General features: G+C 31.9%; 17 protein-coding genes. 14 read left to right on the plus strand and 3 right to left on the minus strand.

Going from position 1 to position 25,605, the window contains the following annotated elements; all coding sequences use genetic code 11:
• Nucleotides 1-312 precede the first annotated feature (312 nt).
• The 8 genes from H8909_RS02960 to H8909_RS02995 all read left to right on the plus strand — a co-directional run bounded on the left by H8909_RS02960 (nucleotide 313) and on the right by H8909_RS02995 (nucleotide 12,250).
• Nucleotides 313-774, plus strand: coding sequence for a PTS sugar transporter subunit IIA (locus tag H8909_RS02960; RefSeq protein ID WP_006506736.1), 462 nt, complete (start codon nucleotides 313-315; stop codon nucleotides 772-774).
• Between the two features lies 1 nt (nucleotide 775).
• Entirely contained in the window at nucleotides 776-1,096 is a 321-nt protein-coding gene (locus tag H8909_RS02965; RefSeq protein ID WP_187011763.1) for a PTS fructose transporter subunit IIB, read from the plus strand.
• A gap of 102 nt (nucleotides 1,097-1,198) precedes the next feature.
• Nucleotides 1,199-2,299: a PTS fructose transporter subunit IIC gene (locus H8909_RS02970; RefSeq protein ID WP_187011764.1), complete on the plus strand. Its 1,101-nt coding sequence runs from the start codon at nucleotides 1,199-1,201 to the stop codon at nucleotides 2,297-2,299.
• Between the two features lie 49 nt (nucleotides 2,300-2,348).
• Nucleotides 2,349-5,069, plus strand: a complete 2,721-nt coding sequence (locus H8909_RS02975; protein WP_187011765.1) for a glycoside hydrolase family 38 N-terminal domain-containing protein — start codon at nucleotides 2,349-2,351, stop codon at nucleotides 5,067-5,069.
• 184 nt (nucleotides 5,070-5,253) lie between these two features.
• Nucleotides 5,254-5,847: a hypothetical protein gene (locus H8909_RS02980; RefSeq protein WP_187011766.1), complete on the plus strand. Its 594-nt coding sequence runs from the start codon at nucleotides 5,254-5,256 to the stop codon at nucleotides 5,845-5,847.
• A 505-nt stretch (nucleotides 5,848-6,352) separates the two neighbouring features.
• A complete protein-coding gene (locus tag H8909_RS02985) occupies nucleotides 6,353-7,285 on the plus strand; it encodes a restriction endonuclease subunit M (protein WP_187011767.1) in 933 nt (310 codons plus the stop codon).
• A gap of 2 nt (nucleotides 7,286-7,287) precedes the next feature.
• Nucleotides 7,288-11,286, plus strand: a complete 3,999-nt coding sequence (locus H8909_RS02990; RefSeq protein ID WP_187011768.1) for an Eco57I restriction-modification methylase domain-containing protein — start codon at nucleotides 7,288-7,290, stop codon at nucleotides 11,284-11,286.
• A 10-nt stretch (nucleotides 11,287-11,296) separates the two neighbouring features.
• Nucleotides 11,297-12,250, plus strand: a complete 954-nt coding sequence (locus tag H8909_RS02995; protein ID WP_187011769.1) for a hypothetical protein — start codon at nucleotides 11,297-11,299, stop codon at nucleotides 12,248-12,250.
• 108 nt (nucleotides 12,251-12,358) lie between these two features.
• Here the strand turns inward: H8909_RS02995 and istB are convergent, their stop codons facing one another.
• Together istB and istA are read right to left on the minus strand one after the other, a co-directional pair.
• On the minus strand, nucleotides 12,359-13,102 hold the full coding sequence (istB, locus tag H8909_RS03000) for an IS21-like element helper ATPase IstB (protein WP_187011770.1): 744 nt from the start codon (nucleotides 13,100-13,102) through the stop codon (nucleotides 12,359-12,361).
• A complete protein-coding gene (gene istA / locus H8909_RS03005; protein WP_187011771.1) occupies nucleotides 13,095-14,642 on the minus strand; it encodes an IS21 family transposase in 1,548 nt (515 codons plus the stop codon). The genes istB and istA overlap by 8 nt, the downstream gene beginning before the upstream one ends.
• A gap of 341 nt (nucleotides 14,643-14,983) precedes the next feature.
• On the opposite strand from istA, the gene H8909_RS03010 reads away from it, so the two are divergent.
• The 5 genes from H8909_RS03010 to H8909_RS03030 all read left to right on the plus strand — a co-directional run bounded on the left by H8909_RS03010 (nucleotide 14,984) and on the right by H8909_RS03030 (nucleotide 19,104).
• The gene (locus tag H8909_RS03010) at nucleotides 14,984-16,261 is read left to right on the plus strand and encodes a hypothetical protein (protein WP_187011772.1); all 1,278 of its coding nucleotides are present in this window, start codon (nucleotides 14,984-14,986) and stop codon (nucleotides 16,259-16,261) included.
• On the plus strand, nucleotides 16,251-16,523 hold the full coding sequence (locus H8909_RS03015; protein WP_187011773.1) for a hypothetical protein: 273 nt from the start codon (nucleotides 16,251-16,253) through the stop codon (nucleotides 16,521-16,523). Before H8909_RS03010 ends, H8909_RS03015 begins: the two co-directional genes overlap by 11 nt.
• Nucleotides 16,524-16,904: 381 nt before the next feature.
• Nucleotides 16,905-17,708 carry a hypothetical protein gene (locus tag H8909_RS03020; protein ID WP_187011774.1) on the plus strand — a complete coding sequence of 268 codons (804 nt, stop codon included), beginning with the start codon at nucleotides 16,905-16,907 and terminating at the stop codon, nucleotides 17,706-17,708.
• Nucleotides 17,709-17,720: 12 nt separating this feature from the next.
• Entirely contained in the window at nucleotides 17,721-18,152 is a 432-nt protein-coding gene (locus tag H8909_RS03025) for a DUF6508 domain-containing protein (protein ID WP_187011775.1), read from the plus strand.
• A gap of 94 nt (nucleotides 18,153-18,246) precedes the next feature.
• The gene (locus H8909_RS03030) at nucleotides 18,247-19,104 is read left to right on the plus strand and encodes an ATP-grasp domain-containing protein (protein WP_187011776.1); all 858 of its coding nucleotides are present in this window, start codon (nucleotides 18,247-18,249) and stop codon (nucleotides 19,102-19,104) included.
• Between the two features lie 176 nt (nucleotides 19,105-19,280).
• On the opposite strand, the gene H8909_RS03035 is transcribed toward H8909_RS03030, so the two are convergent.
• Nucleotides 19,281-20,069: an SDR family NAD(P)-dependent oxidoreductase gene (locus H8909_RS03035; RefSeq protein WP_187011777.1), complete on the minus strand. Its 789-nt coding sequence runs from the start codon at nucleotides 20,067-20,069 to the stop codon at nucleotides 19,281-19,283.
• Nucleotides 20,070-20,355: 286 nt separating this feature from the next.
• Here H8909_RS03035 and H8909_RS03040 point away from each other — a divergent pair, with 286 nt between their 5' ends.
• Entirely contained in the window at nucleotides 20,356-25,425 is a 5,070-nt protein-coding gene (locus H8909_RS03040; protein ID WP_187011778.1) for a discoidin domain-containing protein, read from the plus strand.
• Nucleotides 25,426-25,605 lie beyond the last annotated feature (180 nt).

The raw sequence follows: 25,605 nt of genomic DNA on the forward strand, positions 1-25,605 counted from the left end.
TGACGTTTCTAAATTAACTAAACCATAAAATTCAACTATTCTATTTTTTCTAAATTATTCAAACTTGTTTTTAAGTTTGTCTTTTTTTATACGTTTTGATTGATTTTTGTTTCACACTTATCCTCCTTTCTCTATCTTTATTATTAATATTAGCGACTTTTTAAAAATTGACAACCAAAACCATTTCCACTTAGAAGTGGAAGCGCTTAATATGGTAACACTTACATTTCCTTTTGGAAGTGGAAATTGCATAAATTGAGAAATGGAAGAAGATTATTTATACTAGGTATTGTCGAAGAGAGGTGAACAGCAATGAACGAATTACTAAACGAACAGACAACATTCCTAGATGTTGATGAGAAAGACAAAGATGGCATTCTTAAGTTTATCAGTCATAAAGCAAAACTGCTTGATATTACTGATGATGAAGATGCTTTATATCATGACTTTCTTGAAAGAGAAAAAGAATTCTCAACAGGATTGCAAGATGGATTTGCAATTCCACATGCAAGAACAGATAACGTTAAGAAAGTAACAGTTATGTTCTTACGAAATAAAAATGGTATTGATTGGCAGACTCTAGATGACAAGCCAGTTAAATATATTTTCGCATTACTAGTACCTAAGCAGAGTGCTGGTGATGTGCATTTGAAGATGATTTCTTCACTTGCAACAGCATTATTAGAAGATGAATTTAAAGATACAATTATTTCATCAAATGATAAGGCTGAATTAACACGTTATATTTTAAAAATGATGGAGGAGGAAAATTAAAATGAAAGTTGTTGGTATTTCAGCTTGTCCAGCTGGTTTAGCGCATACTCCAATGGCTGCAAAAGCATTGGAAAAGGCTGGAAAGAAGATTGGTTTTGATGTCAAGATGGAACAGCAGGGTTCAATGGGGCAGGTTAATGCTATTACAAAAGAAGAAGCTCAGGCTGCTGACTTTGTATTAATTGCATCTGATCAGCATATTGAAGGTATGGACCGTTTTGAAGGTAAACCAGTTATTCGTGTCAATATTACTACTTGTATTAAGGCACCTGAAGCAGTTTTAAAGAAATGTGCTAAAGCTGTTGAAGAAAAAAAAGGATAAAAAAATTCATAGGCCTATTGCGGAGACCTATGAATACATACTATATAGTGAGTACGCACTCTCATTATATAGCAAAAAATTTATATTGAGGAGAAAAAGTTTATGAAAAAGTTTTTTAATGAAGCTAAAGGTCATATGATGACTGGTATCGGCTACATGTTACCACTTATCATCGGTGCTTCTTTAGTCGTTGCAATTCCATTAATTATCGCATTATGTACTGGCGTACAGAGCTTAGATCCATATGCTAAGGCAACTGGATTCTATCACACTTTATGGCAGATTCAGCAAGTAGGTTGGGCTGGTATCGGTCTTGTTAATACAGTTCTAGCTGGTTTTATTGCTTACTCTATCGCTGAAAAGCCTGCTATTGGTGCTGGTTTAATCGGTGGTGCTATCGCTTCTAATTATCAGGAAGGTTTCTTAGGAGCTGTTATTGCTGGTTTCTTAGCTGGTTACACTGTAAGATGGTGCAAAAAGACATTTAACTTACCTGAATCATTCCAGTCAATGATGCCATTAGTTATTTCACCATTCTTTGCTACAGCTGTTATTGCTCTTGTAATGGGTGTTATCTTAAATACTCCATTATCAATGTTAAATACTGCATTAATTTCTTGGATTCGTACTATGACAAAATCAGGTACTAATCAGGTTCTCTTAGCTATCATTTTAGGTGCTATGATCGGTTCTGATATGGGTGGACCTATCAACAAAGCTGCTTGGATGGCTGGTAACGTATTAATGGCAGAAAAAATCTATCAGCCAAACGTTTATATTAACTGTGCAATTTGTATTCCACCACTAGCATATGCTATTTCTACTGTTATTAAGAGCAAATGCTATTCAGATTCTTTCAAAGATGCTGGTAAAGGTAACTGGGTAATGGGATTTGTTGGTATCACTGAAGGTGCTATCCCATTCACATTAGTAAAAGCGTCTCGTCTAGTTCCACTTAACATGATTGGTTGTGCATTAGGTGCTGCTGTAACATGTCTTTTAGGTGCTAAGGCTACTATTCCTCCAGTTGGTGGTATTTATGGTTTCATCACTATTGGTAGTGGATGGGCTTATTTAGTAGGTATGCTAGTAGGTGCATTATTCATCGCATTTGTTGCTCCATTACTTGCTAACTTCAACGTTGATCCAGAATCAGAAGACGAAACTATGACTGAAGACGACGTAGAAATTTCATTTGAATAAAATTTAATAAAGAAGGCAATGCCTTCTTTATTTTGTTAAGGAGAAGATTATGGCAAAGAAAATTCATATTGTTCCACATTTTCATTGGGACCGTGAATGGTATTTCACAACATCACGTTCAAAAATATATTTAATGAAGGATTTAGGAGATGTACTAAATACGTTAGAAAAAGATCCTGAATTCAAGTACTTTATGTTAGATGCACAAGGTTCATTGTTAGATGACTATATTAAATGGAGACCAGAAGATGAGGCAAGAATCAAAAGATTAGTACAGGCTCACCGATTAGTTATTGGCCCTTGGTATACACAGAGTGATTTAATGGTTATTTCTGCTGAATCAATTGTTCGTAATATGTACTATGGTATGAAGACATGCCTTAAATATGGTCCATATATGAATGTAGGCTATGTACCAGATTCATTTGGTATGGCTGGAAATATGCCTCAGATTTATAATGCATTTGGAATTAAAGATACATTATTCTGGCGTGGTGTAACGAATGATATGGTCAAACATACAGACTATAACTGGCGTGGACATGATGGAAGTACAGTATTTGTAACTCAGATTCCTCATGGATACTATATCGGTGGTAATATTCCTGAAGATGCTGAAGATGCAAAGAAATTCTGGAAAAATGAATGTTTAATCAAAGCTGGAACTGGTGCAACAGACAATATTTATTTTCCAAATGGCTTCGATCAGGCTCCGATTAGAAGAAATCTTGTTGATTTAGTAAAAAAACAGCAGGAAGCAGATCCAGAAAACACATATGTTATTAGTTGTATTGAAGATTATATTAAAGATGTAAAAGCTGCACATCCTGAATTAGAAGAAGTAGAAGGAGAATTGATTTTAGGTAAACACAGTCGTGTACATAAATCTATTTTCTCATCTCGTTCGGATTTAAAGGCTTTAAATACAAAGCTTCAGAATTATGTAACTCATGTTTTAGAACCTTTAATGACAATGTCTTATTCTTTAGGTAATGAGTATCCACATGGTCCTATGGAAACTATCTGGAAATTATTGTTTGAAAATGCAGCACATGATTCAATCGGATCATGTATTTCAGATACTGCTAATGAAGATGTTTATATGCGTTATAAACAGGTGAGAGATATTGCAGATGCTTTAGTAGAATTACATACAAGACTTATTGCAACTAGTATTAAAAATAATGCTGATATGACTATTACATTGTTCAATACATTACCATTTGTCAGAGATGAAGTTGTAACAGCAAAAGTTTATCTTCCAGGTACAGATTTTGCTTTGAAAGATAATAAAGGCAATGATGTAAATTATACAATTCTAGAATCAAAAGATTTAACTGATTATGTTCTATCTCAAACAATTAAATTAAATCCAAGCAAGAAGGTTTATACACCTGAAAGTGTTATTGAAGCAACTGTTGCAATTGAAGCTAAAGACCTTCCAGCAATGGGATATGTTCAATATACTTTAGATTTCTCTCATTTTTCTAAGAAGGAATTAAAAGAATCTACAATAGTAGAAAATGAATTCTATTCTATTCATTTAGAAGAAGATGGAACTCTTACTATTGTTGATAAAACAAATAATCACGTTTATAAGAATCAGGCAGTGTTTGAAGAAAATGGTGATGGAGGAGATTCATTCAACTATTCACCAGCACATCAGGACTTAGTAACATATTCAAAGGATCATTTAGTAGATAGCAATATTCAAGCATGTGACTTATATGCTACATTGAATGCAGAATATAAATTACCAATTCCAAGTGATCTTGACGAACGTGCATTAGGTAAACGTTCTATTGAACTTCCAGTTAAGATGTCTGTATCCTTAAGAAAAGGTTCACCTGTTATTGATTTTGATGTACATGTAGATAATGTTGGTAAATCACATCGTCTTTGTGTTGTATTTGATGCTGATCTTGTTTCAAAAGTAAATATTGCGGATGAGCAGTTTGGTGCTATTGAAAGAGAAAATGTTCATGAAAAAGAAATGGCTCTTTATAATGCAGCATTAGAAAGATCAAAAACAGTAAAAGAAGAAGTTAATAATGATTTGCCAGTTAACTTCCGACAGAGTGATACTACATGGCAAGAACCACCTATCTCTATTGAACCTACACAGAGCTTTGTAAGCTTAAGTAATAGTGAAAGAGGAATAGCATTAATTCCTCAGGGAGTACGTGAATATGAAGTTATTGATGATCATGCAATCCGTTTAACACTATTTAGAACTTACTCATTTATGGGTAAAGAAAATCTCATCTATCGTCCAGGACGTGCGAGCGGAGAACGTATTATTGAAACACGTGATGCTGAATTACAGAAACCACTTGATTTCTTATTTGGTTTCACTACTTTTGCGGGTGATTTCAATAGTGCACATATCGCAAATACAGCAAAAGCATACAATACTCCAGTTGTTGCAAGAGAATATTCAGAATTCTTAAATGGTAGACTAATCTTCTCAGAACCAGAAGTAGAAGGTACAAAAGAAGATAGTTATTCATTATTCTCTACAGAGAATAAACTTGTAGTAAGTGCAATTAAGAAAGCTGAAGATAAAGACGGATATATTATCAGACTTTATAATGGACAGTTCCATGAAGAAGAAAGTGATACATTAGTATTTACTCAAAATATTAAGAAAGCATATTATGTAGATTTAAAAGAAGAATATGCAGATAGTATTGAAGTAGTAGATAATACTATTCATGTTAAGCCTCTTACACATTGTAAGTTCACAACAATTTATGTAGAAACAGAATAAATATGAACCCCAGGGATGAATATGTCATACTTGGGGTTTTTTTTGCGTGAGTAGAGAAGTAGAGGAATGTGGATAATAAGTGTATAAAAATAATACAAAAATGTATTATAACTATTGAAAGTAATGCAAAAATGTATTAGTATTAAACTGTAAAGTAAATATCGTGTACAGAGGAGAACTGAATATGGAAAAAGTATCAAGATACATTTATGAAATCGATTTAAATATAATTACGGAGTGGAATGAAGAGATGGAGTTTCCTACAGATATGGATCCTGTTGAAATTGTAGATTTTAATATTCCATACAGTACAGCAAATATATTAGATGCAATCAACTTTTTTGAAAAACAAAAAGATATTATTTCGGAAGACGAATTTTTGGAACTTGTCGCAAGAGAGATAGATGTGACAGATGAAGAGTGGTATAAGCTTGTTAAAAAGGAAAAACTGGAATTTAGTGATTATTCAGATTTTATAAAGACAAAAGAATTGAGAACTTTAGCATGGAATTTTTCATATAAAGGACATTATGATTCAGATGATAGTTCAGCATTAGATGAATTACTTATTGTTCAATCTGAGAATTTTAATATGAGAGTAATTTGTGATAGGGCAGGTGTTAGCTATTCAACATATAGAGGATTTAAAAATAATAAACAACCATTCTCGGTTATGAAGAAAATTAAACTATTAAGATGTATGAATGAAGTGGGGAATATGTGTTGGGATAAAGACCTTGAACAGAAATATCTGTATTATTTAGAAAAGGAACTATAGAATAATATAGGAATTTGATAAATGTTATTTATCTGTGATTATTATTCTATGAAATTGGAAATTATATTGGATCATACATTTTATGGAGTAAAGGAAATGATGGTTTATAAAAAGATTTATTTGGAAAATATAAAAGAAAACTTATGATTATTGCAGATATTCCTTGTCAAGATTAAGAGCAGACTTCCGATTTATGTAATGTTTTATATGAAATTGGTAACTGCTAAACCTTTTGATCAAGAATTTATATGACCGCCTAATAATAGGCGCTGTAGCGCTACTATATAATGCATACATTTAAAAAGAAGAGTAATATATATATTAGGATAGTAAATGAATTTATTGATTGTAGGATAAGTGGTTTGTTGTAAAGATATGCTTAAAAGTGAATAATTGTTTGAAACAAGATATAATATAATTATGCTTTTTGTTTACAATGATTTAGAAAATAATAATTGAAATCAATAAATATTGATTATTGTTGAAGCCTGGAGGACAGAAATAAATGATAGATATAATGGGACAAGAAATTCTTGAAATGTCAGAAAAAATAATAAATACATTATTAAAGGATCAAACTACTGGTAACAATATTTGCTGGGGAACAGAACATTATATTGAATTGGGACAGGATTACTATCCACAAGAACCAATAACAAAAGGTTTAATTGTTGGAAATAGACAGAATGTTATTCGTCCTAGAATAGTTAAAGATAATGAGGAAAAAGCAAAAAGAACTAAAGATAAAGCAGAGGTATTTACACCTTCATGGATATGTAATGAGCAGAACAATTTGGTGGATGAAGCTTGGTTTGGAAAGAAAGATGTATTTAATACAGTTATTGATAGGACATGGAGGGCTACTACAGAAAGAATTGTTTTTTCTGAAGATAAAGATTGGAGAAAATATGTAGATGCTCGAAGACTAGAAATAAGTTGTGGGGAAGCACCTTATCTTGTGAGTAGATATGATACTGTTACAGGTTGCGAAATCCCTGTTGAGGAACGTATCGGTTTATTAGATAGAAAATTAAGAATAGTAAATGAAAATACAGTATCTGAGGAAGATTGGTTTAAGTGGGTCAAAAGGGCATATGAGAGTACTTATGGATTTGAGTATCAAGGAGATAGTTTGCTGATAGCAAGATGTAATTTGTTATTTACATTTATAGAATATATGGAACAGAGATTTGGACATAAGCCAACTGAAGCACAACTTCAGGCAATTACAAAAATTATTTCTTGGAATATCTGGCAGATGGATGGAATTACAATGACAGTACCATACAGTGAAAGACCTAAAGCAAATGTGCAGTTTACTATCTTTGATTTTATGGATAATGAGGAAACATCGGATAAAGAACAAGTACCATGTTTAGTTAAAGATTGGAGAGCTAATAAAAAACTGGAATTTAGAAGCATGGTAGAAGGAGAATAATAATGAGTAACGACGGGAAAATTGAATTTCAAAATTGTTTTAATTACAAAGTGATTTATGTGTTTACAATAGAAGATGAAGTACATAAAGGACTTGTTAAAATTGGTGATGCAACATTGAATACTGAATCTACAATTGATAACTTGGAACCTAATTGTAGAGAGTTAAATCAAGCAGCATTAAAAAGAATTAAATCATATACTAATACTGCAGGAATAAAACCTATACTTTTACATACTGAACTAGCAGTTAAAGAAATTCATAAAGATGATGGTAGTATAGAAATAAAAGCTTTTAGGGATCATGAAGTACATAGAGTATTAGAAAACTCAGGAATAAAAAAGAAAAAAATTAATGGTACAACAGGAAAAGAATGGTATCAAATCGATAAAGCTACAGCTATAGAAGCTATTACAGCCGTTAAAAAGAGTTATGCCAACTTAAGTAACACAAAAGCATCTAATTTCACTCCGATAATTTTTAGACCAGAGCAAAAAGAGGCTATTGAGAAAACTATAAAACAGTTTAAGAACGGCAATCGTATGCTTTGGAATGCTAAGATGCGTTTTGGAAAAACTCTAAGTGCATTGGAAGTAATTAGAAGATGTGAATTCAAAAAGACACTTATTTTAACTCATAGACCAGTTGTAAATGATGGGTGGTATGAGGATTTTAAAAAAATCTTCTATGATACAGAATACTTATATGGATCTAAGTTAAATGGATATTCAGTAGATGAATTAAATAAGAAAGATACTCATTATGTTTATTTTGCTTCTATACAAGACTTGCGTGGTTCTTCAATGGTAGGTGGAAAATTCAGCAAAAACGAAGAGATATTCGATACTATTTGGGATTTATTGATAGTCGATGAAGCTCATGAAGGTACTAAAACAAGTTTAGGTGATGAAACAATCAAAGCTATTTTAAAAGATGATTCAAATGAAACTAAACTATTAGCTTTATCAGGTACACCATTTAATATCTTAGAAGAGTACGATGAAAAATCTATTTACACATGGGATTATATTATGGAACAGGAGAGTAAATCTGAGTGGGATAAGAACAATTTTGGTGATTCCAACCCATATGATGAGCTTCCTGAAATGAGAATCTATACTTATGATTTAGGGGATTTACTTCATAATACTAACTATATTACATACGAAGATAAAGCATTTAACTTCCATGAATTTTTTAGAACTTGGACAGGTGATTATAAGGTAGATTATGCTCAAATGCCAGAATCTGCAAATGTAGGAGATTTTGTACATGAACGAGATGTTTTATCTTTATTAAATTTAATGACAAAAAAAGATGCCAAAAATAATTATCCATTCTCAAAAGAAGAATATAGAGAATTATTCAAACATTCTTTATGGATGGTTCCAGGTATAAAAGAAGCAAAGGCGTTAAAAAAATTAATGTTGAAACATCCAGTATTTGGAAGTGGTCAATTTGAAATTGTAAATGTTGCAGGTAGTGATGATGAAGAATCTGCTGAAGCATTACAGAGTGTAAGAAATGCAATTAGTAGTGCTGAAAAGAATGGGACATATACTATTACTTTATCTTGTGGAAAACTAACAACCGGGGTAACTGTTAAAGAATGGACTGCTGTCTTTATTCTTGCAGGATCATATTCAACTTCTGCAGCAAACTATTTACAAACTATTTTCCGTGTACAATCTCCATGTAACAAAGATGGAAAAATTAAGGAAAAGGCTTATGTATTTGACTTTGCACCTGATAGAACGCTAAAAATGGTATCCCAGGCAGTTTCTATTTCTACTAAGGCTGGAAAAACAACTACAAACGATAGAGTAATACTAGGGAAGTTCCTGAATTATTGTCCAGTTATTTCAATATCTGGATCTAAGATGCAGGAATATAAAACAGATAGACTCTTACAACAATTAAAGAAAGCATATGCTGATAAAGTTTTAAAGAATGGATTTGATGATTCAAAATTATACAATGATGAGTTAATGAAACTTGATGAACTAGATATTGAAAAGTTTAATCAGCTAAAAGGTATTATTGGCAAATCAAAAGCTACTGAAAAAACAAACGAAGTAGATGTTAATAAACAAGGGTTAACAGACGAACAATATGAGAAAGCAGAAAAATTAAAAAATAAGAAGAAAAGGGAGCTTACTCCAGAAGAACTTGAATTTTTAGAGAAATTAAAGAACAAAAAGAAAGAACGTAATAATGCCATTTCTATTTTAAGAGGTATATCTATACGTATGCCTTTGCTTATTTACGGAGCAGATGTTCCTTATGATGAGGAAATCACTTTAGATAAATTTATAGAGAAAGTAGATAAATCATCATGGGAAGAGTTTATGCCTGATGGGGTTACAAAAGAAATTTTTAAACAATTTAAAAAGTATTATGATGAAGATGTTTTTATTGCTTCAGGTAGAAAAATAAGAAATGTTGCTAGAGAAGCTGATACTTTAGAACCTACTGAAAGAGTCAAAAAGATTGCCTCTTTATTCTCAAATTTTAAAAATCCAGATAAAGAAACTGTATTAACTCCTTGGAGGGTTGTTAACATGCACATGTCTGGTACATTAGGTGGTTATGATTTTTGGAATGAAAATCATGAAAATGAATTAAAGGAACCAAGATATGTTGACCAAGGAAAAGTCACTGACGAAACCTTGAGTAATTCAGACTCTAAGATATTAGAAATTAATTCTAAGACAGGCTTGTATCCATTATATGTTACGTATAGTATCTATCGTGCTAAGTGTAATAAGTATCATGAAGAAGAGTTGACTATTGAACTAAAGAAACAACTATGGAATGATACTTTAGAAAATAATGTATATGTAATTTGTAAAACGCCAATGGCTAAACAGATTACAAAGAGAACTTTAGCAGGGTATTCTGAGGCAAAAATTAACGCACATTATTTTGATGATTTAATTAATCAAATGGAAAATAAAAAGAATGATTTTATTGATAAAATTTCTCGTGCAACATATTGGAAGAAAGGAACGATTGGAAAAATGAAATTTGATGCGATAGTAGGTAATCCGCCATATCAAGAAAATGATGGAGGTAATGGTTCAAGTGCGAGACCGTTATATCATTATTTTGTGGAAACTGCGAAAAAACTGAAACCGTTATATATATCTATGATTACTCCATCGAGATGGTTTGCTGGAGGAAAAGGATTAGATAACTATAGATTAGAAATGTTAAATGATAATCATATATCAAAAATGGTTGATTTTATTAATGCAAAAGATTGCTTTCCGGGTATAAGTATTGGCGGTGGAGTCAATTATTTTTTATGGGACTCTAAGCATTTAGGTAATTGTGATTTTTCAAGTGTACATGATGGAGAGATATCATCGTCAAGTCGAGTTTTAAATGAGTTTCCAGTTTTTGTAAGATACAATGAAGCTGTTGACATTATTCATAAAGTTAATTCATTATCTGATAGAAAAGTTAGTGAATTTGTTTATTCAAGAAATCCTTTTGGATTCTCTTCTTCTTATAGAGGGAATAATATGCAAGACAAAAATCATGATATAAAATTGTATTCTAGTAAAGGTGTTAGTTATGTGAAAAACGATGATGTCAAAATAAATATGAATATTATTGATAAATATAAGATAATGATAAGTAAAGTAACAAGTGAACATGCTGGTGAACCTAATAAATCTGGTAAGTTTACAGTGCTTTCAACTATTAAATTATTAAAGCCTGGAGAAGTTTGTACAGATTCGTATTTAATTATTTATGCTACTGATACTGAACAGAATGCTTTAAAGTATTTAGATTATGCTAAGACTAAATTTTATAGATTCCTTTTACTTCAATCTATTTCATCAATTAATTTATCTAAAGATAAATTTGATTTTATACCAAGCATTGACTTAACGATTACTGAGAAAATTGATGATTTATATTTATATGATAAATTTAGATTGAGTGACAATGAAATTAATTATGTGGAACAAATAATGAACGAAAAAGGCTAGGTGAAGATTTATGGAAAGCATACAAAATAGAAGTGCTATATGGGATATGCATATACATACTTGTGATTGTCCAAAAGGTTCTAATGAATTTGTGAAAATGAATAGGGAAAAGTATATTGAAAGAATTATTGAAATTTTTGAATCTAATTCAGATTTAGAATTATTTTCTTTTACTGATCATAATCAAATTAGTATTGAAGTATATAGAGAGTATATAAAGCAAAATGGAAAGACTAATTTTCTGGTTGGAGTAGAGCAAGATGTGATTTTTGATCCTGAAGATGATCCGGATGCAAAACATTTATTGATTTATTTTGATATAGAGAAACATAATTTTGAAAATCAAATAGATTTTATGAATGATTATAATAACTTCGTAAAAAAAGGAACTGTCACAGTACATGATTTATTAAGTTATCTAATTGAAAAGTCAATAAAATTTGTTTTATCACCTCATGCTTTCAAACAGGGAAAAAGAGGCATAGAAAACAAGTGGACAACAGAAGAAATTACTGTTGATAAAGCTCATAAATATACAGGTCAATTTTTTTGCTTTTGGGAAGCACAAGGATACTCACAAATTGCTAAAGCTGAAGAATTTTTAGAAAACTTTAATCTTAATAATAAAATTTCTATAATTTCGTTTTCAGATTCAAATAATTTTACGAAATTAATTAATTATATTAATCAGCCAACACAATATTTTCTATCTTTACCTAATTTTAAAGGACTAGAATTAGTTGCTTCAGAGAATAGAAGAATATTATCTAAAAGATATGAAGTGGCTTCGGGAAATTATGGAAATTTAATAGGTAAAGTTACTTTTGGTGAAAACGATATATTTTTTTCCAATAAATTGAATTGTATCATTGGGGGTAGGGGAAGTGGGAAATCAATATTGCTTGACTCTGTTGAGTATTCCGCTAATGGAAGACCACTCGTTACGGTAGAGAAGTCCACTTAATACGCTGGACAAGTCCACCTCACCAAAAAATTGAATACGGTTAGAAGTCCACAATTAATTTAAAAGAAGGCATAATAATTCTTTATCATTATTATGCCTTCTCCATTTTTATTGTTTTATTCTTGAGTATTCCTCACGTAATGATTTTCCGTGTAAAGTAATAAGATAGGAACTATTAATGATTCTATCTAGAATAGCGTCTGCAATAGGTCCTCCATCTAATAATTGATGCCATCCATCAAAGGAGTATTGACTACAGAAAATGGTTGATTTTCTATTACAACGAATCTCCATTAACTCTAGAAGGTCGCTTCTTTCAGATTCGTTTGTTGGCTTCAATAAGAATTCATCAATAATCAACAGATCATATTTCCCTAATCTTTTTAAGTAATCGCTGTATTTTCCTTGAATTCTCTTTTCTTCAAATTTTGAAAATAATTCAGGCAATCTGATATATAGCACTGTCTTTCTATTGCGACAGGCATGTACGCCTAATGCATTAGATAGCCATGTCTTTCCACATCCTGAAGCACCTACAAATATGACATTGAGACCTCTTTCTATGTAGTTGTTTGTAGCCAGTTCTTCCATTTGAGAGCGATTAAGTTTTCTATCTGGATTATAGTTGATATCTTCTATGCTCGCTGTAGAATCATAAAAATGGGCATCTTTTATATATTTTGTGATTGTATGATTGACTCTGCTTTCATATTCCATATCAATCAGTTCATTAAATCTTTCTTCAAAAGATAACTGATTATAGCTTGGATCACTGATTTGAATTTCATATTGTTCAGCTATTACAGGCAATCTCATCTGTCTGAGTTTTTTTACTGTATCCTGACTACTCATTGTTTTTTCCTCCGTAATAATCTTTACCACGTACAAATGCAAGCGTATCTGAGACGTGTTTATTATTTGTAGTACTTCTATCTTTCATGTCTTGATTTGACTGTAGAATCATTTTAATATTCTTATAGCTAGGCTGATAGATGTGCTTCAACGCCAATTTACACGCATCTTCAAGTCTGGCTTTTCCATATTTATCAGATAATTTGAGTAATGATAGACAGCCCTTATAAGCCTGTTCTTCTACTTTGCATCGTTCAAATAATCTTTCTACAACTCTGGTTGTTTCTGGACCAATGGATAATGCCCAGTTTACAAAACGTTCCTTATTCCACTGGAATTTTCTGTGATTTTCAGGCATATGACTTTCATTGGTCGAATATTGATTTACACGTCCATAAAGTCTCTGATGTGAACAAATCTGATTCGTTTTATAGTAGACAGTTACAGTACTTTTGGTCAGCTTAACATCTACATAATTGCCTACATATTCATGCGGTACAGAATAATTCATCTTATCAACTGAAATATGATAATTGAGTTGAACCTTTGCACGCTTCCAGGAACTCAGTTCAAATGGAGTTTCAGGAAGAGGGTGCATATAATCTTTTTCCTCATCCAGATAAACTGATCTTCTTGAGCCTTCTCTTTTCTGGAAGGGTTTATTATTGAAAACATCCAGTTCCTTTAGTATAGCTGCATTTAAATCATTAAAAGAAAAGAACTTTCTGTTTCTTAGCTTACCAACAATAGCGATTGTACAATCACCAACAGACCCTTCGACAGCAGCTTTATCTCTCGGTTTTCGGACTCTTGCAGGAATAATAGTTGTATCATAATGATCAGCCATTTCCTGATAAGACTTATTGAGAACAGGATCCTCGTATTTCTTATTGGATATGACACCTGTCTTAAGATTATCAGGAACCAGAAGTCTTGTTACGCCTTCAAAGTAGCTGTAGGCATTGATATGACAATCAATCCAGTCTGCAATCTTCATAGTAGGACAAGCCTGAACATAACAAAGCATGCTGAATGGGAGTGTTGCTTCAAATAGATACGCTTTAATACTTTCACCAGTATAACGATCGAATACACACATGGTGGTTCCATTCCAATCCACCATTAATTTATCCCCTGGCTTATGTGTGATATGCATTGTAAGATTGTTTTTCTTTACATAATCACGATACTTTTCACAGAAGTAACTGTACTGATAGAATGGGAATTTACTATTTCTGCAATCTTCTGCATATTCTTCCCATAATAATCTGATGTTTGTCCCTGGTCTTAACAGTTCTTTATGAATATACTGATAATCAGGTTGTTTAATGATTAGATTAAGTTTAGTCTCCTTTCCAAATAATAGTTTCTGTACTTCCATTTCATTTTGATTCTGGATCATTGACCAACAAATATTATTTTCATCAGCTGCTTTAGATACTTTTCTTACTGTATCTCTTGATACCTTAAGTGCTTCAGCTATCTTTCGCTGACTGAAATTTTGAGATCTCATTTCCAAAATCTTCTTAACATCTCGCATATAAAAACACCTCCTAGTTGCAAGATTTGATAAGTATTTATTACTTATCAAATCCATTTTACAACCAAGAGGTGTAAATCTTCATATTAAATATGGTGGACTTGTTTAACGGATTCACTGGACTTTTCTAGCGTAACGTATGGACTTATTTTACCGTATGGAGTGGCCTTGCCACTCCGTAATATTCATCTATAGCCAATAGACTGGAAAATGTTGATTTAAGACAAGAAAGAGTTGGTTATATAAATGCTTTTCCTGTAGAAATTTACAATTACTCAAATAATCCAATTGAAAAACATAATTTTCAATTTGATTATTTTAAACAATCTTATGTGGCAGATTTGTTTGATAATAACGATTATTATAATAAAATTAGACATCAATTTGAAGATGAATTAAATGATATTGAGGATATTGATGTAAACAAAATTAAAGATGATAATTATAATTTATTTTCATCTAATTTAATAAACTACGAGACATGTGAACATTTAGAAAACATCTCCGATTTTATTAAGAAGTACATAATTGTTTCTGATAATGCATTTAAAAACTCATATGCTAAAAAAGATAAAGGTAAAAACAAGACTATCTCTTATGGAAGTTATGATAATCTTAGTGAAAAAATGATTAAATTAATTCCTAAACAGCTACAAGACGATGACGAGATAAGAAATTCTGTTTCCAATTTATTGAGTGTTGTTGCTAAAAAAACACATGAATATAATTTGAATGTAATTAATCATGATGTTATTAAAAATTTAATGATAGATGAATATTTTAGATATAAAAACAATCATAGTGATCTTAATAAAGAAAAAGCAGAAGTAGAGAATTTGCTTATACAAACATTTAAGCGTAAATCATATGTGTATAGTAAGCGAGTCAATATAATTAATTCATATATTAAAGCTCAAAAAGAATTTGTTAGTTACTATGAAAATTATGTGGATATAGATGGTGAAAAAAATAAAGCATTCAGAATAAAAAAAATATTAAAGGTAGAAACTCCTTTTGATTATCTTATAAAACTATTTAATGAATATTTCTATAAAAATAATTTAAAAAATAATGTATCTGATAAATATATTGATTTAGAAGTTGCAATTAATTATTATTGTTATGAAAAGAATAAAAGTTTAAAAGATGGTAAGTCATTAGAAGAACTTGATGAAGAATTAATAAATTTTAATTTAAACTATGATTATCATCCTCAAATTCTTTACTTGATAAATGGTGAATATGAGGATTTACTTGATTTATCTCCAGGTACTCAAACTAATATTCTTATGGAGTACCTTGTATATAAGGATACTGATAGACCGATTTTGATAGATCAACCTGAGGATAATGTTGATAATCAAACTATTTATAATAAATTAACAACGTGGTTTGGCGACTTGAAATTGAAAAGACAAGTAATTGTAGTGACTCATGATGCCAATATAGTTATAAATGCAGATGCTGAAAATGTTATTATTGCTAATCATGACAAGAAGGACTCGTTTGATTACACATTTGGTGCATTGGAATTTGGAGATAATTTAGAAAGGGCTTCTAAAATATTAGATGGTGGGAAAGAAGCAGTTAAAAGGAGATTAATGAAGTATGGAGAATGAAAAAATTCAGTTAAGATTAAATGAAACAGTGTCTGTCGAATTGTCTTCAGATACACCTGATATGCAAACAATGATTGATATAATAGTTGAGAATAGAGCAACTATAAATATTGATGATATTACTGTCTCATGTCCTGACGATAATGATTTTGATAAAGAAGGATTTGAGGAAATGATTAAGGAAGTAATTAAACAGTACTTGGAGACATTACGATTAGAAGAATCTTGTTATCAACAAATAATTGAAAGTTTAAATGTTTAGGTTATGGAATAATTACTATTTATTTGTTGGAAATGTTGCTAGTTTTATTGTGTTTAATCACTTTAGTTGATTGCTTATTCCGATTGGGTTGAACAAGTATTTCGATACTTTTGACTATCTAACCATTTTCATAGATTTCTGATTATGTTGACCAAGTATTCCGATAGGCCTGACCAACAATTCCGATAGGGTTGATCAATTAATTAAATTTATATATGTATCCCAGAACGGTTTAACACCCGTTCTTTTATAATAAATAAAAATATTTTTTTAACCCCTCATAAAAGGCACTGTAGAACACTAACTCAATACATTTCTTTTTTAAATAGACTACAATAGAACTATAGAAAGAAGATACATCAAGAAGGGAACATCAATTATATGAAAGAAAATCACAATAAAGATAACATATTATTTTATTTCGTATTATTTAGTTTCATTGTTTCAATATTATTAGGGCTTATAATACTTATTACAGATTTCATGAAAGGTCCAATACCTAATTATCTAAAGTATGGCTTTAAGACTACAGAAGTCAAAAAAATGTACCAAAAAGAATATGTACCAGAAATACAAGAATATATCCAAACAACTGATCTTCCAGATGTAACTATTAAGGTAGATCGTTGTTCATATACTGAATACAATAAAGCATATGGTGTACCTGTATATCAACTAGATTTCACTTATTCAAGTCATACAGTTGATGATTATTATGAATCAGCTATTGATTCTAAACGTGGTGCAAAAGACTTATTCTATAAGATATTAGAAGTAAACGGGAATAAGAATTATTATGAGAATGAATCTAAAATATTTTGGGATGGTGAACCTTTTGAATCAGAAGGAAGAATGGTGTTATTTCAAGAAGATGATAGATTTATAATGAAATTATCTGGTGACAAGCATAATTATGAAATAGAAAATCAACAGTATTATGATAAGCTCACTATTGATGGTGAATTAGTATATGAACTAAATAAACCTGGACCAAGCACTTACACTCCATCAAAACCTAAGAAGGAATACAATAGTTATGAATCAAGTGAATCATCTAGTGGTTATAATGATGGCTATAATTCAGCAATAGATGATGGCGATTATGATCATGATAGATATCGCACTGATCCTTCTTATAGACAAGGTGTAGATGATGGGTTTGATGAAACAGATGAAGATTATTAAGAGGTGATTTATATGTATGAAAGTTTAACTAAATATTTAGATGAGTTCACAGGAACAGAATTTGGTACATGGATTATTGATAAGAAGAATGATGGAACACCAGAACATCCACTTCAGTTCCCTTTCGTTAACTATTCAAGAGTTGTAGACCAGTTCATTCATGATGTCTATTCTTTTGTAGATAACCATGAAGAGATGGGATTACATAATTATATAAAAATTCTAGAAGATAATGGCATCAAATGGAATGCGCAATCAATGGAAACAGCAGTGGTTGACGATTTAGATGCTAAATGTGTTGTTGCCTTGATTTATGGTGCTATACGCGCAGAAAGATTTTGTGATGGGACAATACTCGCATTCTTAAAAGATGGTACGATTGTACGATGGCTTGAAAGACTGAAAACATTGGATGCGGATAGCAAGAATGTTGCTGCAAAATAAATAGAGGAAGCTGTGAAGAATATATCAATGAATATGGAAAGTTAGAATAAGATATTGATATATACGAATGTAAAACATTTTTAAGGAGGTTTATATGGTTGATTTAATTTTATTCCCATCTAGTTATTTTAATGTTTCAAAAGTAGATGAAGATTTACAGGCTGAATATGATGCAGTAAAAGCAACAGGACTATTTGATATAATTCTTTTTGGATATGATAAGTGGTTTGAGGAAGACCAATTAGTTATCAAAGATGTACCTCAAGTAGAAAGAACTGCAGTATATAGAGGATATATGATGAATCCAGAAAAGTATGAAAGGTTTTATCAACGTCTTCTAGAAAACAATATCCGTTTAATAACTACTCCAAAAGAATATGAGTTAATGCATATTTTCCCCAATGTATATGAACTATTAAAACAGGATACTGCAAAAATGGAAATATATCCTCTTCATACTCAGATTAATATTGATAGTATTAAACATACTTTTGGTAGATTTATGGTTAAAGACTTTGTTAAATCTGTAAAGGGTACAGAGTTTCCTAAATATTTTGACAAAGATACGACACAGGAAGAATTTGATCAATGGATGGAAGTCTTTTATCAGTATCGTGGTAATTTGTTGACGGGTGGAATATGTATTAAGGAATATCTTAATCTAAAGTATTATGGTGACCACACCAATGAATATAGAGTCTTTTATATAAACAATAAAATAGCAACTATTACTAGAAATTCAGGGCAGAATATATATGCACCATTACCACCTCAACAATTATTAGAAAAGTACAGTCATCTGGAAAGTGGATATTATACTGTTGACTATGCTGAATTAGAAGATGGTTCATGGAAAATTATTGAGGCAGGTGATGGTCAGGTTTCAGGGTTAGCGGAGTATCAGGATTATGAGCAATATTTCAAAGTGCTCTATGAATACTTAAATGAATAGAATCTACTCAAAGAAAAAACTCATGACAATAAATCGTGAGTTTTCTTCCGCACCAAGTGCCATTTACATATGTCATTCTATGTGAAAGTTAATAAAAAATCAATTCAGATTATCAAAAAGACATATTCTTTCATTATATGTTTAAAAATCAATAGTTATTATAGATTATTAGTTGATTATATGCACTTTACCATGCCACCGTCAACATTTAAGGCAACACCAGTAATATAATGTGCTGGTTCACTAGATAAGAATACAGCAGCTGATGCAATTTCTTCAGGTTTAGCATATCTACCCATTGGTATATTTGTCTTAGCAAACCAATCAATAGATTCATCACGACTCATACCAGTAGCACTTGCTAATTGATCACCTAACTGTCCTTCTGCATGCCATAACGGTGTATCTACAGGACCAGGGCACACAGCATTTACATTCACATTAAATGCTGCACAATAATTTGAATAATCTTTAGTAATCATAATATCAGCAGCCTTAATAGTATCATAACTAATTAATCCTCCTGGCTGTTTACCAAAAATAGAAGCTGTATTTACAACACTTCCCCAGCCATTTTTCTTAAAATGAGGAATACATAAATTAGTTAATCTCACTGGTGCATACATCATAAGTTCTGCATGTTTTCTGAATGTTTCTTCAGGGAATGTTGCAATATCACCCATTAAAGCTGTTCCTGCATTATTACATAGAACATCAATCTTTCCAAAATGTTCAGCAACATTTTCAATAAAATCTCTGCAGTTCTTTTCGTCTGTAACATCTACTTTTTCAACATAAACTTCATTATCTTTTAGTTCTGTCTTTAAAGCATTCAACCCTTCTAGATTTAAATCAGCTAATGCAAGTTTTGCTCCTTCTTTTGCATATGCTTCAGCAATAGCTTTACCAATACCAGAAGCGGCTCCTGTTACGATTACGACACGATCTTTTAAACCTAATTCCATAACTAATCAATCCTCCTTGTATGTATAATTTATATATATAATTATACTCCTCGATAAAGTGCATATTCTACCAATACAGTGTTTTAAAAATAATTTACCTGAAACAAGACAATTAATTAAAAAAATACTTGAATAAGTACATTGTAAGCGCTATCATTTCACTGTATGAAAAACGTATAGGATTGTTACTATTGAATTAGGCAAGACCAGAGTAAACCTTCTTTTTAAGAGGGGTACGTTGGTCTTTTTTTGTTGGTCCTATATAGAAAAGAAAGGAAAAGGGATAATGAACAAGAAACAAGGTGTTATTGGATTAGTTGCTACTGTCATGATTGCGAATGCCGCATTTGTTGATGTAAGACCAGTCTATGCTGTAGAAAACTTAAATCTTGCTAGAGGATGTACTGTTAATGCAAGTAGTTATGAAGTAGATTCTACATCACCAAGCAAAGCAGTAGATGGTGATATGAAGACTCGCTGGGGAACTGCACAGAATAAGGCAGAAAATGAATGGATTGAAATTAATCTAGGTGGAGAAAAGACAGTACGTCAGATTAATATCAATTTTGAAAGAACAGATGATGCACAGAATATTCTAGGCTACAAAGTAGAATTAGAAGAAAACGGGAAATATGTAGAAGTTTATAAAAAGACTACTAAGGCAAAACAGAATGAAATCATTCAGTTAGATAAAGATCATCAAGCCACTAAAGTAAAGGTAACTGTACTTTCTGCAGATGGAGGTACAATCAACTGGAAGAATGTCGGAATCAATGAAATTGAAGTCTATAGTAAGATTGTAGAAAAGGCAGATGCTACGTCTAATAAGAACCATATGGCAAACGCTACAGTCACTGCTTCAAGTAGTGAAACTAATACACTCAGTCCAGATAAAGTAAAAGATGGAAGCACAGAAAACCGCTGGGCAAGTGATTATGAAACTCCAACAACTAAGATCTGGTTAAATACTAAATTTGCTAGACTTACTCTCGTTAAGGAACTTAAGATTCATTTCTATGAAAGAGATGTAGCACCAACGCCATCTAACGTAAAAAGCTTTGATATTAAATACAAAGATAAAGATGGTGTAGAAAAACTTGCAAAGAGCTTTACTAATACAAAAAAGGGTGACGGTTATAATAACGAAGTTGTTGTTAAGTTCGATGAACCTATTGAAGCAAAAGAATTAAAGCTTTGTAACTTTGTTGCTGAAGCACCATCATGGAATAACGTAAGTATTGCTGAAATGGAAGTTTATTCTAATGAACAAACAGCACAAAAAGCAACTCTAAACTCTGTTGTCTCTTCTATTGAATCTCAGAGTAAGACAATTGAAGCAAGTGTGAATACATTAGATATGCCAGCTGTACCAGCAGGATTTACTGTAAGAATCAATGGTGCAGACCTTGAACAGATCATTGGTGCTGATGGTAAGATTGTTCATCCATTAGTTGATAAGAATGTAAAGGTCTCTTATGTAGTTACAGAAACTGAAACTGGAAAAGAAAAGAAGACTGCAGATGTTGACTATGTTGTAAAAGGTATAAATGAACAGTCTGTAAATAAGAATACTAAACCTACTGTTATTCCAGAAATCCAGGAATGGCATTCAAACTCAACAGAAAAGATTTCTGTTAACGCATTAAAGACAGTGACTTATACAGATGATAAGTTAAAAGCTGTTGTAGATGAATTTGTACGTGATTATAAAGATTTCACAGGTATTAACCTTACAGTGAAAAAAGGTGTCTCTCAGGCTAATGCATTCAACTTTGAATTAAAAGCACCAGATACTCTTCTAGGTGATGAAGGATATACAATGGATATCCAGAAAGACCGTATCAATGTTGCTTCTGTTCATACAACAGGTAACATGTATGGTATGCAGACAATCCTTCAGATGTATAAAGAAGACAATGAAGGCTATAAGATTGGTAAAATGCGTGACTATCCTCGTTTCAAGACACGTGGATTCTTATTCGATGTAGCACGTAAACCAGTTTCATTGGATATGATGAAGGAAGTTGCAAGAACAATGCGTTACTATAAGATGAATGACTTCCAGGCTCATTTATCTGATAACTACATCTTCTTAGAACAATATGGTAAAGGTGATAAGGAAAATGAAGCATTTAAAGCCTATGAAGCATTCCGTCTAGAATCAGGATTATCTAACGATAAAGGTGAAACACCTACTGCAAAAGACTATTCTATCTCTAAGAAGGACTTCAGAGAATTCATCCAGGGTGAAAGAGCACTTGGTATGAACGTAGTACCTGAAATTGATGTTCCTGCTCATGCAACTTCATTTACTAAAGTATGGCCAGAATTAATGGTTCAGAATAAAGTATCACCTTTAAATGGAAACAGACCACTTATTGACCATCTTGATGTCTCTAAGAAAGAAACAAAAGATAAGATCAAAGAAATCTTTGATGATTATACAAAAGGTGCTAATCCAGTATTTGATGGAGAAACAACTGTACATATTGGTGCAGATGAATTCTTATCAAACTATACAGCATATCGTGGATTCGTTAATGATTTAGTTCCTCACCTAAAAGAAACAAATACAGTACGTATGTGGGGTGGTTTAACTTGGATCAAAGATAATCCAGTGACTCAGATTAAGAGAGAAGCTATTGATAATGTAGAAATGAACCTTTGGTCAGCTGACTGGGCAGATGGTATTGAAATGTATGATATGGGCTATAAGCTTATTAATACAATTGATGACTTTGGTTACATGGTTCCAAATGGAAACAAAGGACGTGCTAATGCCTATGGAGATTTATTAAACGTAAATAGAATCTTCAATCAGTTTGAAGCAAATAAAGTAAGAGTTAGAGGTGGTTCTTATAAGTATGTTCCTGCTGGTGATGATCAGATGTTAGGCGCTGCATTCGCATTATGGAGTGATAACATCGATAAGAGTGCATCAGGTTTAAGTGAATCTGATTTATACTGGCGTTTCTTTGATGCATTACCATTCTATGCAGAAAAGACATGGGCTGCGACTGGTAAGGAAAAAGGCAGTGCAGATGCTCTTGCTATAGTGGCTCAGGATAAGGGAACAGGACCTAATACAAACCCTTATTACAAAGAAAATAAAAAGGGTGAAAACTATGAAAGCTATGATTTCAATAATGGTTTAAAGGATAGTTCTGAAAACAAACGTGACCTAAAAGAAGGAAAGAATACTGAAATCAAGGATAATGCATTAGTATTAAAAGATGGTATAAGTTATGTCACTTCTCCAATTAAAGAACTTGGTAACGGTAATAAGCTATCATTTGATATTAAACTAAACAAACCTGCTAAACCAGGAGATATCCTATTTGAATCAGATGCTGACTATGGAACACATGATATTAGAATCATGGAAGATGGTAAGTTAGGATTCACAAGAGAACTTTATAACTATTATTTTGATTATGAATTACCAGTAGGTAAGAAAGTCAATATCGCAATCACTACAGCTCAGCAGAAGACAAGTCTTTATGTTAATGGTGAATATGTATGTGATGCAAAAGGTAAGTTTATTCACAATGATATGGTGAAGAAAGACAATATCACTCATTCAACATTCGCCTTACCATTAGAAAGAATTGGTTCTAAGACAGAAACAGTTTCTGCAGTAATTGATAACGTAGTAGTAACTGAAAAAGCACCAGAAGTAGATCTTTATAATAAAGCTTCTTGGACTGGTAAAGCTGAATCAGAAACACCAACAGCTCACGGCGGTCAGAATGAAGGTATTATCGGTATGGCATTTGACAATAAGCCTTCTACAATCTGGCATTCAGACTGGTCACAAGCTACAAAAGATAAGGTTCCTACTACATCAGGTGCCCCAGGTACAGGTAAGGGTGCTGATGGAAGTATTTGGACAGAAATTTCATTTGATAAAGCTTATGAAATCAACCAGGTATCATTCACACCACGCCAGGATTCTAACAGTGGTCAGGTGACTAAAGCTTCACTTTATATCCAGACTGAAAAGAATGGTGAATGGGTAGAAGTTGCGAAAGATCAAACATTTGATGCTAACAAGTCAGAAAAAACATTTACTTTTGATAAACAGAATGTTTATGGATTCAAGTTTGTTGCTTCTGAGTCTAATGATGGCTGGGTAGCTATCTCTGAATTCAATATTGCGAATAAAGAAGTGACTAATAACACTTATACTGTTTATGTAGAAGCAGAAAAAGGTGGTAAAGTAAGTGGTGGTCAGGAAGTTAAAGCAGGTAAATCTGTGACTATTACTGCAACACCTAATAGAGGTTATGTATTTAAGGGATGGTATCGTCCTAATGGTGATCTAGTATCTGATAAAGCAGAATACACATTCATGGTTAATGGTAATACAGCTTTAATTGCGAAGTTTGAAAAGTCTGCAGAAGCAGATGTAAAGATTACAAATATCCAGAAGCTAGATGATCTTACTGTAGTAAAAGGTACTTCATTTGATTCATTAAATTTACCAAACAAAGTATCTATTACATTAGAAAATAATGAAACAGAAGAAGTAGACGTAACATGGAATAAAGCATCTTATAAGGCTAATGAATGTGGTACATATGTATTAGAAGGTACTCTTACATTACCAGAAGGTGTTGTAAACCCAGATGGCTTAAAAGTAGTTGTAAAAGTAACTGTTGAAAATAAGAAGTATACAGTTGTAGTAGATAGTGATCAGAACATGGGTACTGTCTCTATGGATAAAGAAGATGGTATTTATGAAGAAGGTTCAAATGTGACTGTAACAGCTAAGGCAAATAAAGGTTATGAATTTGTAAACTGGACAGATGAAAATGGAAAAGAAGTAAGTACTTCTAACCCATATACATTTGAAGCAACTACAAACACTACGCTAAAAGCAAACTTCAAGAAGGTAGAAGTAACTCCAGCTAAACCATCATCACAGGATATCCTAGATGATTTACTTGCAGGTAATAAAGTACAGTCAGTTGTTGCTAAGGGACAGACACAGTTTGTACTTCCTGAAGTACCAGAAGGCTATAGTATTACTATGACTAAGGTAAGTCCTGAAGGTATTATCTCATTAGATGGTAAAGTAACTACTCCTAAGAAGGATACAGATGTCATCGTTACTATCACTGTAACTGATGCAGAAGGAAAGACTGCAAGTCATGACTTTACTGTACATGTGATTGGACTTAATGAAGTAGATAAGGAAACTCCAAAAGATCCTGAAACAGGAAAAGATACACCTAAAGATCCTACTCAGGATAAGAAACCAGCTAAGACAGGTGATGCAACATCAATTGCAAGCTGGATCTCTATGATGACAGTAGCAGGTGCTATGTTACTTAAGAGAAAGAAAAGATCATAATACTTAATATTGGTCTGAGAGATAGCGAAAGCTATCTCTTTTTTGAGTTCTAAAACAAAGAAAAAACCCACGACATAAATCGTGAGTTTTCTTCCGCACCGAGTGCCATTGATGTATATGATTGTATGCTAGATTAAGTAGAAAATCAATAGAATATTTACGATTAAAAAAATAATTTAA

Origin of the sequence: Catenibacterium faecis, from assembly GCF_014306455.1 — a bacterium.
Lineage (GTDB): Bacteria > Bacillota_I > Bacilli_A > Erysipelotrichales > Coprobacillaceae > Catenibacterium > Catenibacterium mitsuoka_A.